The 13773-nt window shown below is 56.9% G+C and carries 12 protein-coding genes and 2 pseudogenes; 7 read left to right on the top strand and 7 right to left on the bottom strand.

Annotated elements, in window-relative coordinates; genetic code table 11:
• Positions 1-74 precede the first annotated feature (74 nt).
• Both ABIE33_RS35580 and ABIE33_RS35575 read right to left on the bottom strand, forming a co-directional pair.
• Entirely contained in the window at positions 75-458 is a 384-nt protein-coding gene (locus ABIE33_RS35580; RefSeq protein WP_429133785.1) for a hypothetical protein, read from the bottom strand.
• 1329 nt (positions 459-1787) lie between these two features.
• The gene (locus ABIE33_RS35575) at positions 1788-2645 is read right to left on the bottom strand and encodes a hypothetical protein (protein WP_429133783.1); all 858 of its coding nucleotides are present in this window, start codon (positions 2643-2645) and stop codon (positions 1788-1790) included.
• A 140-nt stretch (positions 2646-2785) separates the two neighbouring features.
• Here ABIE33_RS35575 and istA point away from each other — a divergent pair.
• From istA to ABIE33_RS35560, 3 genes and pseudogenes are all read left to right on the top strand, one after another.
• Positions 2786-4279: pseudogene (gene istA / locus ABIE33_RS35570) on the top strand (IS21 family transposase); the annotation flags it as partial.
• 5 nt (positions 4280-4284) lie between these two features.
• Positions 4285-5019 (top strand): IS21-like element helper ATPase IstB, encoded by a 735-nt coding sequence (gene istB, locus ABIE33_RS35565; protein ID WP_113134771.1) that lies wholly within the window; start codon positions 4285-4287, stop codon positions 5017-5019.
• 142 nt (positions 5020-5161) lie between these two features.
• Positions 5162-5383 (top strand): annotated as a pseudogene (locus ABIE33_RS35560) (MarR family transcriptional regulator); the annotation flags it as partial.
• Positions 5384-5408: 25 nt separating this feature from the next.
• Here ABIE33_RS35560 and ABIE33_RS35555 read toward each other — a convergent pair.
• Together ABIE33_RS35555 and ABIE33_RS35550 are read right to left on the bottom strand one after the other, a co-directional pair.
• Positions 5409-6188: an SDR family oxidoreductase gene (locus ABIE33_RS35555; protein WP_113478041.1), complete on the bottom strand. Its 780-nt coding sequence runs from the start codon at positions 6186-6188 to the stop codon at positions 5409-5411.
• On the bottom strand, positions 6185-6514 hold the full coding sequence (locus tag ABIE33_RS35550) for a nuclear transport factor 2 family protein (RefSeq protein ID WP_113478040.1): 330 nt from the start codon (positions 6512-6514) through the stop codon (positions 6185-6187). The genes ABIE33_RS35555 and ABIE33_RS35550 overlap by 4 nt, the downstream gene beginning before the upstream one ends.
• Before the next feature lie 138 nt (positions 6515-6652).
• Between ABIE33_RS35550 and ABIE33_RS35545 the strand changes: the two genes are divergently transcribed.
• Entirely contained in the window at positions 6653-7552 is a 900-nt protein-coding gene (locus ABIE33_RS35545) for a LysR family transcriptional regulator (protein WP_429133781.1), read from the top strand.
• 120 nt (positions 7553-7672) lie between these two features.
• Here the strand turns inward: ABIE33_RS35545 and ABIE33_RS35540 are convergent, their stop codons facing one another.
• Both ABIE33_RS35540 and ABIE33_RS35535 read right to left on the bottom strand, forming a co-directional pair.
• Positions 7673-7966 carry a type II toxin-antitoxin system mRNA interferase toxin, RelE/StbE family gene (locus ABIE33_RS35540; RefSeq protein WP_057248628.1) on the bottom strand — a complete coding sequence of 98 codons (294 nt, stop codon included), beginning with the start codon at positions 7964-7966 and terminating at the stop codon, positions 7673-7675.
• Positions 7963-8271: a type II toxin-antitoxin system RelB/DinJ family antitoxin gene (locus tag ABIE33_RS35535; protein WP_057248627.1), complete on the bottom strand. Its 309-nt coding sequence runs from the start codon at positions 8269-8271 to the stop codon at positions 7963-7965. The genes ABIE33_RS35540 and ABIE33_RS35535 overlap by 4 nt, the downstream gene beginning before the upstream one ends.
• A gap of 450 nt (positions 8272-8721) precedes the next feature.
• On the opposite strand from ABIE33_RS35535, the gene ABIE33_RS35530 reads away from it, so the two are divergent.
• The 3 genes from ABIE33_RS35530 to ABIE33_RS35520 all read left to right on the top strand — a co-directional run bounded on the left by ABIE33_RS35530 (position 8722) and on the right by ABIE33_RS35520 (position 12558).
• Positions 8722-9315, top strand: a complete 594-nt coding sequence (locus ABIE33_RS35530) for a hypothetical protein (protein ID WP_429133779.1) — start codon at positions 8722-8724, stop codon at positions 9313-9315.
• A gap of 292 nt (positions 9316-9607) precedes the next feature.
• Positions 9608-11449 carry a flagellin gene (locus tag ABIE33_RS35525; protein ID WP_429133777.1) on the top strand — a complete coding sequence of 614 codons (1842 nt, stop codon included), beginning with the start codon at positions 9608-9610 and terminating at the stop codon, positions 11447-11449.
• A gap of 89 nt (positions 11450-11538) precedes the next feature.
• Entirely contained in the window at positions 11539-12558 is a 1020-nt protein-coding gene (locus ABIE33_RS35520; RefSeq protein ID WP_429133775.1) for an ABC transporter substrate-binding protein, read from the top strand.
• Between the two features lie 47 nt (positions 12559-12605).
• Here ABIE33_RS35520 and ABIE33_RS35515 read toward each other — a convergent pair whose 3' ends face one another.
• Complete coding sequence (locus ABIE33_RS35515; RefSeq protein ID WP_429133773.1) at positions 12606-13424, bottom strand: ABC transporter permease; 819 nt, start codon at positions 13422-13424, stop codon at positions 12606-12608.
• Positions 13425-13773: the final 349 nt, after the last annotated feature.

Here is a 13773-nt window from a genome sequence, read left to right as displayed (position 1 = left end):
TTCGCTGAATCTGCTCGTCTTCATCAAAATCTCCTCGATCATAAAGCCCGAGAAAATTCTACTTTTGAAGTCCGTTATTCGGCGGGGGGATTACCACCCCAAGAGCCCGCAATCCCCGCAAGTCCAATAGCAAACACACCCGGTGGCGTCAGCGCACCTGGCCCGAGCGTCATTGCCATGGCTCCACTGCCGGCTGCGGCCCCATAAATTGAACCAAGCCAACCCTGCCACTGCTGTTGAACGTCCCAGCTAGTGCCGTTCCGATAGCCGTCGATGATGTCTATGAGGTCAACGGCCGCAGCCGCCGGCACAGGGGCCCAACCCATAGCCCAATGCCACGCTGGCCCCGCCGCGCGGGACAGCAGAATACCTTTCGATGTGAAGATTGAATCCAAGGTCACGCCCAACCAATCGGGAAGACCGATCTCGACGTCATTTGAGGTGATGTCCTTAGCCAATGCTAGCCCCTATATAATTGCAGAAATACTTGTTGTTGCGAAACTAATTCTTGGTTGCCCTATACCGAGCAATGCAAACAACGGCCGCCATCGAGTACATTATCGCTAAGCTCTGAAACGGTATATTGAAGATCGGAACAGTAATTGGGTTACGTATTAACTCTGCCTTGTGTAGATCTATGCCAACCGGCATTGGTATGAATATCAAAAATGCAACGCACATCACGATCGGAAGAACGAAGTGTCGACGCATCACCTTAAATCTCTGTTTATAACTGAATGGGTACTTCGATGATACTTTATACATCCATGGTGCAATAAAAATAACCGTCGCAATTGAAATGACGTTTATTAAAATTGATACCGAAAAGTAGTAGGATATATCTTCAGCGGGGTAATCTTGAAAATATATCCTCTCAACGCGATACTTGGGAATTACAAAAGCAATCCGCTCGAAAGCGGATCCAACAAATATTCCCCTCGGCAAAAGCAAAGTAATGCCGTATAATGACAATATAATAAGAAATTGCCAATTAAATAGAATGTTGAATACATACTTGAATTTTGAGTGCTCGACGCCATCGGAAAGGCTCAATATTAATGGCTTATCTTCAAAGGACACAAGAAAAAACCCATTTTCGCTTACAGCATTTTAAGTTTATCAATTGCGGCAGATTGTTTTACATACGTCCGGTCGATGTTTCAAATGCCAAAGAGTTAAGAACATTGAGGCCTCAAGTTTTGTCGTGGCAGAGCTACGGCAGAAACCGCATCCGATCCATAGTGATTTGTCTGCACTCAATACTGCAAAAATCGCATAAGTTGCAATAGCGAAAGTGAGTGTATTGCGTAAGAAATTGGTGCAAATTCAGGTATTTACGCGTGCCATGCAGCAACAATAATCCTACTTTTGCCTAAGTACCTTCAATCTGCCGGATTTTTTCTCCCGCCGCCGGTGAAGATGAACGTGTCGGATGACCGTGGTACGAAGCGCTGGGAGTCACAGGCGCTGCATGGATCCCGCCTTGCTTGCGGCCATGATTTCATCAACGGCACGCTCCTTATGCATATTGACGTCGGCTGGCAGCCACAGTCGCCCAGGATGGGGTCTGTAAGGCATATGTTCCTAACGATACATTATGCGATCCTGGACGCACAAATCGGAAACAAACACAGCACAATGCCCGTGAAGCCATCCCTTGATGGGAAGACGATTCGTCCCTTTTGCTCGTCGGCGCAGAAAAAGCACGATGGCGTAGCGAGCCAACGTGCGCTCTGGGTGGGTCCGGTGGACAGCCATTAGGGCACAATTGAACCTCGGACCCTAAACTAAAAAATAGGGATTCTCTCTAATATTCCTTTGAATACCTCGGTGGCCACCACCGATGCAGTCTCCTGGGCACGATTATCTTTCTTTTTACTTCCGAAGTCAGCCACTGCCTTTACACCAAGGACCGAAGGTTTGGCTCCTACACAGCGGTCCACCGCCGCGTACAGACCGTAAATTTCCATATCGAGCCCGATTGCCGACGGATGACGATCCAATATTTCTTTCACCATCCCTTCGTCAGCGATAACGCTCGACCCGGAGACGAATGCGGAGAACTTTACATCGGGCACCTCTCGGGCTGTCCCCTTCTCCAAGCTCGCAAGCACCTTCCGAAATCCCGTTTTCTTCGCCAGCTTTTGAAGCCTCGGAGTTAAAGATACATCAGCTGTTTCTATTACAAGGTCTACGGCATCACGAATCGCATCGTTTACAAGTCGTGTTTTGGACCGATTCCTAAACTCCGAGCCGCTCTCCTCGCCCGGCTCAATGTACTTTCCCTCTTCCCAACACGACACTTCGCGGACGACTATCACGTCCATAAGTTTCCGCGGAGAGGCGCACTTTTCATCTGAGAAACCACAGCACATACCTATCATCGATATCAGCTTCGGCCGAAAGACGGTAATGGCAGATGCAGCAACAGATGCCGTCGTAGCCATCCCCATCTCTCCTACACATATGAGAGCACCCTTAAGTTTTCGGCCGCTAGGCCCCTCCATGTCGCCAATTGTGACCTCGCCGCTCCAAAGCGGAAACGAGCCATGCGTTTCACCGGAAAATATAGCCTTCTTGATTGGTTTGTATTCAAACTCGTGACGAGCGGCCAAAACCACAACGTCGAAATCATAGTTGCTCATTTGAAATTTCGCCGCAGCGCGCTTTGAGCTGTGTTCCGGCGTGCAAATTTGACCCCCTTGGCGGGGTAATCGGCGTCCAATTTTGACCCCCCTCAGATTCCATCTGACCATCCGGCTTTTGGCGGCGGATGGAGCGGGAGTTGAAGCGAGTGGATACGATTGCGCGTGTTCGACGGGCCTTCCATGTGCAGGGCTGGTCGGTGAAGAAGATTGTCCGGGAACTCCACGTGTCGCGCAACACGGTTCGCAAGATTCTGCGTTCCGACGAGACCGATTTTACCTATGAACGAGAGCGGCAACCGCTGCCAAGGATCGGAGCGTGGAAGGCCGAGATCGAGCGGTTTCTGACAGCGAATGAGGGCAAGCCGTCGCGTGAACGGCTAACGCTGATCCGGATTTACGAGGAGGTTCGGGCACTCGGCTACGATGGCAGTTATGACGCGATCCGGCGATATGCCAAGACCTGGGCGAAGAACCGGGGAACCGTGACAGCGGAAGCCTATGTGCCCCTCTATTACGCGCCAGGCGAAGCCTACCAGTTCGACTGGAGCCACGAGATCATTCTGGTCAACGGGGTGACAACGACCGTGAAGGTCGCGCACGTCCGGCTCTGCCACAGCCGGATGATGTTCGCCCGAGCCTATATGCGCGAGAGCCAGGAGATGGTGTTCGATGCCCATGACAAGGCCTTCGCCTTCTTCCGTGGCACCTGCACGCGCGGCATCTACGATAACATGAAGACTGCGGTCGAGGCGGTGTTCGTCGGCAAGGAGCGACAATACAATCGCCGCTTCCTGCAGATGTGCAGCCACTATCTGGTCCATCCCGTTGCCTGCACGCCCGCATCCGGATGGGAGAAGGGACAGGTCGAGAACCAGGTTGGCCTCGTGCGCGAACGCTTCTTCACCCCACGCCTTCGCGTCAAAAGCCTGGAAGAGCTGAACGTCTGGCTGCTCGATAAGTGCATCGCCTACGCCAAGGCACACCGCCATCCCGAGCAAACCGAGCGGATGATCTGGCAGATGTTCGAGGAGGAGCGCGGCAGCCTCGTGCATTACGTCGGCCCGTTCGATGGTTTCCACTGTGTCCCGGCCTCGGTGTCGAAGACCTGCACAGTCCGCTTCGACAACAACAAATACTCTGTCCTCTCAACGGCTGTCGGCCGCCCTGTTGAGGTTCATGCCTATGCCGAGAAGATCGTGATCCGGCAGGATGGCGTGAATGTCGGTGAGCATCCCCGTTGCTTTGGCCGTGGCGAGACGATCTACGATCCTTGGCATTATGTCCCTGTTCTAGCTCGTAAACCTGGTGCTTTGCGCAATGGTGCGCCGTTCCGGGAATGGGTCTTACCCGCAGCGATGGAGAAGGTGCGCCGGCGGCTGAAGAGCGTCCATGATGGTGATCGGCAAATGGTCACCATCCTCGGCTGTGTTCCCACCGACGGTCTGGCGGCTGTCGATGCTGCCTGCCAGGAGGCTTTGGATCACGGCGTCTGCTCGGCCTCGGTGATTATCAACATTCTGGCCCGCAGCCGTGATCCGGCTCCGGCCGCAACCCTGCAAACCCCGGATGCGCTGCGGCTGACCCATGAACCGGTCGCCGACTGCGCACGCTATGACAGCCTCAGGAGGGCAAGCTGATGGAACGTACACAGGTTCTCGAACTGATGAGCACGCTGAAGCTCTATGGAATGCGCAGCGCTTACGACGAGGTCATGGGCAACGGCATCAAACGGCAGCACGAACCGCCGCGCATCGTCGGTGATCTCTTGCAGTCGGAGATCGCCGAGAAGCAGGCCCGCTCCATTCGCTACCAACTCAGCATCGCCAAGCTGCCCCTCGCCAAGGACATCGACGATTTCGACTTCACCGATACGCCGGTCAATGAATCCCTGGTGCGGGAGCTGGCTACCGGCACCTTCGTCGCCGATCAGCGTAACGTCGTCCTCGTCGGTGGCACGGGAACCGGAAAGAGCCATCTCGCCATCGCAATTGCCCGTGCACTGATCCGCAACGGAACACGCGGGCGCTTCTTCAACGTCGTCGATCTGGTCAATCGGTTGGAAACGGAAACGCGCAGCGGCAAGCAAGGGCGGACGGCCGACTATCTCAACCGCCTCGACTTCATCATACTGGATGAACTCGGCTATCTGCCATTTGCCCAGGCAGGCGGGCAACTCCTGTTCCATCTGATCAGCAGGCTCTACGAGCGGACTTCGATCATCGTCACCACAAACCTGGCTTTTGGAGAATGGCCGACAGTGTTCGGTGACGCCAAGATGACGACCGCGCTCCTCGACCGTCTCACTCATCATTGCGAGATTGTCGAAACCGGAAACGAGTCCTGGCGCTTCAAGAACCGCTCTCAAAGCTAAAGCCGAAGACACCCATCACTCGCACTTGGCCTACCCTCTGCAAACCCGGCCAGCGACGGGCAGGCCAAGCGCTGATCTACAGCATATGGGGGGTCAAAATTGGATGCCGATAAGGGGTGAATTTTGGACGCCGATTGACACCGGGCACCTGCGCCGGACCCGCAACGCTAACAACGAGCGTCAGGTTCTGGTGGCGCTGACAGATCAGGGCCGTGCCTTGCAGCACAAGGCAGGCTGCCTCAGCGATACCTTGCTGGCAGCCTCGACGCAGACACCACCGGAACTCGCTGCCTTAAACCAAGACGTGCGGCACCTGCGGGACGCGATCTACCCCCAGATCGGCGGATGGGACGCACCCGCCTGATCTGCAAGAGCAGTCAATGGCCGGCTTAAGCGGTCGGCACAGTCCCGCCGTCGATCACATGTTCGGTGCCAGTAATTGACGACGCCCGGTCCGATGCGAGGAACGCGATCAGGTCGGCGACCTCTTCCGGCTTGGCCGGACGTCCGAGCGGTATGCCACCGAGCGAGTTCATGATCACCTGAACCGCCGCATCGTACTCGATACCGGCCTCCTCAGCGATACGCAGGGCAAGACCATTGGCACCCGGATCGGCGATCCAGCCCGGAGAAACCCGCACAACCCGCACACCCTTCGGAGAAACCTCTTTGGAGATGCTTTTGCTGTAGGTGTTGAGAGCTCCCTTGGCCGAAGCATAGCCGGTAGTCGCCTCCGGTAGCGGAAGGTTTCTCTGGATCGAGGTGACGTGGATGACCACACCGCTTCCCTGAGCGATCATCCCGGGGATAAGAGCGCGATCCAGTCTGACTGCCGGGAAGAAGTTGAGGTTGAACTCTTTCTCCCATTCCTCGTCCGTGAGGGCGGCAAAGCCACCTGAAGGGGCCGAAGAGCCGCCCAGCACGTTCACAAGAATATCGAGGCCGCCGAGTTCTCTCTGCACAGCGTCGACGACGGTCTTTACCCCCGCCGTGGTGGTCAGGTCGGCTTCGACGAACGCCGCTCCGGAGAAGTCAGCAGGCTTCTTACGAGCGGTGGTCAGTACGCTGGCGCCGAGCTCCTTGAACAGCGCCACGGTTGCAGCGCCGGCGCCCGAGGTCCCGCCGGTGATCAGGGCGCGACGGCCCTGCAAGGTGAGAAACTGTGTCATACGGTGATCTCCAGTTCGGCGACCTTGTCGGTCGCGAGGGCGAAGAAGAAGCGCAGATCAATCGGGCTGCCCGGGAAGTCGCCGACGGCATGGGCCGTTACCTGGGTTCTCCCGTTTTCGGTGGCAATGAAGAAGGGTTCCACCGTGTAGCTGTATTGCTGAGCTTCATCAGCCATCCATGCGCGGATGGCATCACGGCCCCGGTGGGTCTTGCCCTTATCTTTCACGACGCCGTTCTCGGTGAATGTGGCAGCGATCGCATCCGGGCTGCCTGTCCGGTCGGCATCGAAATACGCTTCGATGGCCTTGGGTAGATTGATTGTCATTGGTTCCTCCAATCCTGGTCCAGCCTCTGCCAGCTGAGGGCGCCGTCCCCTTAAGAGGTCGATGACGGTAATCTAAGACGAGTTTGTTGACACGATAACTAGGATAAAAGAGGATGTGGAATTACGAAAAGAGGGATAATGACGCGGTCTGTTCTTGTCGATCTGGACGCCGTTCTCAGCATCGCGCGCCTGGGCTCGTTTCGGGCTGCCGCGCTCGAGCTCGGCATGTCCACCACAGCACTCAGTAATTCCATCGCAAAGCTCGAGCAGCGCTTGGCCGTTCGTCTGTTCAACCGAACGACGCGAAGCGTCTCGCTCACCGATGCGGGGAGGACGTTCGTCGAGCGGGTGGGGCCGGCGATGACGGACATCCACGACGCCATGCTTACGGTCCAGTCTCTTCAGGAAACCCCGACGGGCACATTGCGCATCAATGCCTTCGCGACAGCAGCACGCGAGGTGATCGAACCGCTGATATTGTCGTTCATGCAGCGCTACCCTCAGGTGCATATCGATCTGGTCACGGAGGGACGGATCGTTGACATCGTTGCGGCGGGCTTCGACCTGGGCTTGAGGCCGGCCGATCTGGTGCCGACCGACATGATCGCCGTGCCACTTGGTTTGAAGCGAAGCAACGCCGTTGTCGCATCACCAGACTTCCTGCGCATTCATGGCATACCAACCGTACCAGCCGACCTGTACCGGTTTCGCTGCATCCGCGCGCGTATGCCCAACAACGCCTTGTTTCGGTGGAAATTCGAAAAGGACGGGAACGCTGTCCAGATCGATGTGCAAGGCTCGATCACCCTCGACGAATCTAGCCTTGTCAGGATAGCGGCGCAAAATGGAGTGGGCCTGGGATACGTTATGGAGGCGGATGTGCGCGATGATATTGCGGCGGGGAGACTGGTACGCGTTCTTGAGGACTGGACACCCTCATTAGCCCCGCTAGCGCTGTACTACCCTGGCAGGAAGAACCCGCCGGCTGCCTTCAGTGCGTTCATTCAGGCTGCCCGCGATTTTGCAAATGGGGGATAGCCTCGGTATATCGTGTCACCGTGCGCGAGATCACATACTTAGGATCGGCGAGCGTTGCGGCCATTACTAGCGCCTTGAAAGGAATCGAACCGCCGACAGCCAAAAGAATTGGCGTGGGATTCACTCGTCGCCGAGCTCAAAGGGCCATATCTGGGCACCGTGCAGAATGCGCAGAATGCGAACGCGGTCGACTGTCACCGTGTAGGCGGCGATGTAGGGAGTGCGCGGAATTACCAACTCCCGCGTCCCCTCAATTCGACCAGGGCGGCCGCTTTCGGGAAAGTCGAGGAGACGCCGAACTGCATGCGCAATCTCCTCGTCGACGTGCACCGCCGCCTTCGGGTTTTCACTTTCAATGTAGCTGAAGATAGCGTCTCGATCGTCAAGCGCATACTGCGCCCAGACAAGCCTCATCGGTCGCCAGCCCCGGCCTTACGCAGAGCTGCCGCCCGGCGCTCGCGAAAGCGAGCCTCAGCATCCGCATCCTCGTAATCAGGTCGCGTATCCTCGAGAGCCTCCAACACTTTGGCGCGAAACCAGGCATCGTGGGCGTCACTGCTACCGACCATCTCGAGCGGTAATGAGCCTTCGTTCGCCGTTCGCGTCAGAAGGATACGAACAGCATCCGAGACAGTCAGTCCCATGTTTTGCAGGACAGCCGTGGCGCGGTCCTTGATGTCAGCATCAATCCGCGTCTGGACCAGTGCATTTGCAGCCATGAAAAATCTCCTTCACAAGGCCAATGTAATGCACCTGCATGACAAACTCCAGTATCATCGCGAATGGTGAGACTTCGGAGTTTAGCCGCTTCCCTACGATACATTATGCGATCCCGACGCACAGAACGTGAACTTCGGGCGAACAGATCTTTGGCTCGGATGTCAAAAGTCAACAACACAGTAGGTTCATCCTGAAACCCAGGCGACCCGCTGGGCCGATAATTTTACCGTCGATCCGATGCCTACCTGCCGTGCGTCGGCAGGAGAGTTCACCGACAGGGAGTTTCGCACGAAAGTTGCAGTTTCGGTCAGTTTTGTGCGACGAAGACGACCGCGCCGAGCGCAGTGCGTCGCAGCCATCTCCGTCTACCGTATGAGGAACCCAGCCAATTGAGCAACAAGCGCTCCGACATCCAATCCTTGGCACGCCAGCTTTACAGGAAGCATAAAATGGTACTGGATCTCGTCCGGGAGCACGGCACCGACTCGGGCTTTGAGCTCGCGGTTCACCGACTATTTGGTGACAATGATGAGCGCGAGACAATGGTCCGGATTGGGAGCAGCGATTTTGTTTATTTTCGGCTTGCCAAGAGCCATGTGAGCTTTCTGCCTACCAAATGGCAGCAGGGATTGAACAAGACGCAGGGCAAATGGCGCGGCTGTGAAAACTGGTGGGCAGGCTATCCGTTGATCGTTTGGGCCGAGCTACGCACTGGTGATAATGGCATCACTGGGCATCTTAAATTGAATGCGGAAGTCGGCCCGATTGCAGATCACAAATTCCGCAAGACCATGATCGACGCGATCAAGGCGGCTGCATCCGGGAAAGGTTTGGACCGGATCGAGTTCCCCGCCGGCGCATCTGACAAGGGGCGTCTCTATTCGCGGTTCCTTCGGAAAAACACGATCGCTTTGAATGACACCCGCGACGCGGACGAAATGTCGAAGAAGCTGGCTGAGCTAATCGCTGAATTCGAACCGGAGTTCGAATTGGTCGCGAGTGTCATTGCGCAACTCCCCTGCTCTAACGATCCGTCACGCTGACAAGCGGGCGGTGCGCAAAGCAGCATTGCCTGATCAGTGTCGAAATTTACGAAGGCAGCGGCAAAAAGGATCACCGCAGGTCGTCGATCATCCGCCTTGCAACGCACGCCGTCACGGACCCGAAATCGTCGTTAACCCTTTATTAACCAATTACAGCGCAAGAAGATTAACGAAACGCTCGGCGTGGCTGTTGCCTTTGACGTCATTCGAGCTGCCCTGAGCATCGAATTGTCTCGTTCTCAGGGGACGGTCTCGCCATTATGGCGGGCACCCTTGTGGTTAACCGTTGAAAGTGTCCCAACTCGCTAGCCTCTTCGTGCCGGTCTTCATCGAAGCCCGGGGGCTGGCCCATATCCACGGGGCTTTTAACGTGACCAGCATTTTGACGAATACGGCGGCAATGGCCGCGCTTCAGACGTTGCGGACGATCGGCACAGGCATGGCCGAAACCCAGCAGCAAGTAAGTTCGGGGCTTCGGGTGCAGACCGCCTCGGACAACGCGGCCTATTGGTCGATATCGACAACCATGCGCTCGGACAACAAGGCGATTTCGGCCGTCGCCGATGCGCTCGGCCTCAGCGCCGCGAAGGTCGACGTAGCCTACACCGCGATCGAGGCGGTCATCGACGTCCTGTCGGAATTCAAGAACAAGCTCATCGCGGCCAAGGAGCCGGGCGTCGATGCCGCGAAGATCCAGGCGGAGCTCGTGCAATTGAAGGGCCAGCTCGTCAGCGTCTCGCGATCGGCGAGCTTCAACGGTGTGAATTGGCTCGACACGGACATCGCCAACATCAACGACAGCGACCTGAACAAAGTGTCGCTCACCTCGTCCTTCATTCGGTCCCAGGACGGCGTCACGATTGGCAAGACGGACTTTCATTTGTCGGAAATTGCGCTGTTCAACAAGAGTAGCGGCGGCCTCCTGCAGGCCGATACGCGCAAGATGCTCACCCTCGGTGGGATCAGGAACTACGACACTTACATGGATGCTCAGGGCGTTATCCACATGGATACGACCAACACCGTAAATGGCGTGCGCGCAGTAAAGGACTTCAACTTTACCGGACCGCTGAGCTTTGGCGCGAGCGACACAATCAGTTTCGACATCACCGTTGACGCCGACAATCCCGCCGATGTGGACGCCCCGCACCATCCCGGCAAGACCACGCAAATCGTCATCGACCGCACCATGGTCGACACCTTTTTTCCCGCCGCGAACGGCGTGATCTCCAGCTATACGCAATATGCGTCGCTGTTGAACCACGCGCTGTCCCAAGCGAATTCCGGAGCTTCCGCCACCACCTATGTCGACAACAACGGCAATCCGATCATCAACAAAATAGGCATCCAGACGCAGGAGAATTCGGGGCTGGACGGGTCATCGGTCGAAATCAGTAACTTCGCCAGCGATGTCGGGTCAGGCGGCATGTCCAACTCCCTGCATTACGGCACCCGCGGTTCCGGCATGTCGCTCGCCTTTGCGCCTTTCGAGGTCTACAAGGACGGCGACAATCTTGATGGCGTGAAACTCAGCTTCAGCTTCAGCGTCAATGGCGCGCCGACCACGGATCACGTTTTCGACCGCACCCATGTCAATCAACTGCTTGGAAAGACGAACGGCAAGATCGAAACCTCTGGCGAAATGGTCACCTTGCTGCAATCGTTGATCAGCGCCGACTGGCCGGACGTCATCATCGAGGCAACGGGTCCCTCCGCGATCTCCGTCCGTTCGGACAAGGCGGTCGATCGTCTGTCGGGTGCCAGGACATCCATCGGCTTCACCGGCATCTCGGTCAACATCGAGCCGCTCGCCGAACAAAACGTCCTGGACATCGACATCGTCGCCAATCCGCAGAAGCTGGACATCTACATCGGTTACCTCGAGGTCGTGAGCGCCGACGTGATCGATGCCGGCGCCACGCTCGGGGCGCTCAAGAACCGCATCGATATGCAGGAGAACTTTGCACAGACCCTCATGGATACCATCGACAAGGGCGTAGGCCGCCTGGTCGATGCCGACATGAACGAGGCCTCGACTAGGCTCAAGGCGCTGCAGGCGCAGGAACAGCTTGCCATTCAAGCCCTTCAGATTGCGAATTCCGATGCCGGAAACATCCTGCAACTGTTCCGGTGATCTCACGCTGGATCCGGCTTTCTTTGGCAGCCTGTTTTGCGATACAACCCTCGCGTTCGCATCGCATACCCGCCGCATCAGGAACTCCAATGAACGCGCCTGCCCACTCCAGCACGACGGCAATTGCCGCCGTGCTGACGATCTACACAGTTTCCGTAACCTTGCCCGCACACGCCCTCGACAAGGTCCGCTTCGGCACCGACTGGCTGGCCGAGGCTGATCATGGCGGGTTCTACCAGGCGCTCGCCGACGGCACTTATGCCAAGTATGGCCTCGACGTAGAAATCCTACAGGGCGGCCCTGGCGCCCACAATCGCGCGCTCCTTCTGACCGGCAAGCTGGACTTTTATCTCGGCACCCAGCAGGAGCAACTCGTCGGCCTCGAGCAAGGCATTCCCCTCGTCGATGTTGCCGCCTTCTATCAAAAGAACGCTCAGGTCATTCTGGCTCATCCTGGCGCCGGCATTGAAAAGTTCGAGGATCTTGCAACCCTCGAAACCATCTTCATGACGCATGGCGGATTTGGCACGTATTTCGAATGGATGAAGGCGAATTTCTCGGGCTTCCGCGACGAGCAGTTCAAGCCCTATAATTTCAGTCCCGCCCCGTTTCTCGCCGATAAAGGATCCGCGCAGCAGGGATTGATCACCGCAGAACCCTACGAAATCCAAAAGCAAACGGGCAAGGAACCGAGGATCTTCCTGCTCGCCGACAGCGGGTACAAGCCTTACGCAACGATGATCACCGCGCAGCAGAGCCTGATCGACACGAGACCCGACCTCGTCCAACGCTTTGTCGATGCCTCCATCGAGGGCTGGTACAACTATCTCTACCGGGACAATGGGGCGGCAAACGCGCTGATCAAAAAAGAAAATCCCGAGATGAGCGACGGCCAGATCGACTACGCCATCAACAAGATGAAGCAATATGGGATCGTCGATTCCGGCGACGCACTCGACAAAGGCATCGGTTGCCTGACTGCCGAACGTTACAAAGCGCTGTTCGACGAGTTGGTAAAAGTGAAACTGCTGGAGCCTGATACGGACCACACCAGGGCCTTCGATACGCGCTTTTCCTGCAAGCGCGTCGGCATGTCGCTCAAGGATTAGCCGCTAGACATCCGTCAGTCTGGTCGTCGGTTTCCCGCGCCAAAACATTAGGGCTGCTCGCTCTCGTGCCAACGGCGAAGGGCGAGTTTCGAAAGCAGGGACGTGAGGCCAAATATTGCGACGCCGAGCAGGGCGAGCAGGACGAGACATGCAAAGAGGCGCGGCATGTTCAGCCGGTATTGCGCTTCCAGCAGCCGAAAGGCCAGACCCGCGTTGTCACCGGCTTGCCCGGCCGCAAACTCTCCGACAACCGCCGCCACCAGGGCAAGCCCGCCACCGATCTTAAGACCTGAAAAAAAGCCCGGCAATGCCGATGGCAGTTTCAAGTAAAGGAGGGTCTGCCAACCGGACGCACTGTATGTTTTCAGCAGATCCGCATGGTTTCGATCGGCACTCTTCAAGCCTTGCAGCGTGTTGAACATGACGGGGAAGAAGGTGACGAGGAATGCACATGTCAACTGCGCCGTCCACGGTGTCGGCGCGTAGATCAGGATCAACGGCGCTATCGCCACGATGGGCGTCACCTGCAAGGTGACCAGGACAGGCGAAAGCAATCTCTCGATCCATCGCGACTGCGCCAGCACCACGGCCGCGCCTCCACCCCCGACGATCGCAAGGGTGAGCGCAGTCAAAGTCGTTTGCACGGTCACAAGGAGCGCCGGCGCCAAGAGGTGCCAATCCGTTAGAATCGCCAAAGCGACGGTGTCCGGCCTCGGCACGATGTACGCAGGAACGCCAGACAGCTCGACGTAGGCTGCCCAACTCGCGATCATCGCGCATGCGCCAACAACATGCGCAAGGGTGCGAGACGACAAGATGTCGAGCAATCTCTTCAATTTGCCTCTACCTCGGACCTTCAGCAGCATCGCTGCGAACCGCAGCAATTGATCGGATCCCTTACCGAGGCTAAGTTTCTCGAACCTTGCTCCGCGACACGAGACTGTCGGTGTGAACTGAGGCCGTGCGTTCGCACTGAGCATGGCAGGCCGTCCCAGTCGATATATTATGCGATCATTTTAGCCTAGAACGTCAACATCCGCAGAACAGCCCAGCGCAAAAGGTTTCCTTCGACCCGAAGCGAACCTCAATTGGTTGTGCGAGGACCACAGGTTTGCGCCCCCATGCACGAACCCGCTTCGCGGGAGGGCGTGCGCGGTGAGGTTGGTGTGATTATCTGAAGTTCTAGGCAGGCTGTTGGTGTTGCCTGACCATGGC

Origin of the sequence: Ensifer sp. 4252, from assembly GCF_050434565.1 — a bacterium.
In the GTDB taxonomy this organism is placed as follows: domain Bacteria; phylum Pseudomonadota; class Alphaproteobacteria; order Rhizobiales; family Rhizobiaceae; genus Ensifer.
Note: the sequence above shows the minus strand (reverse complement) of the source record. Positions and strands in the feature narration are given on the sequence as shown.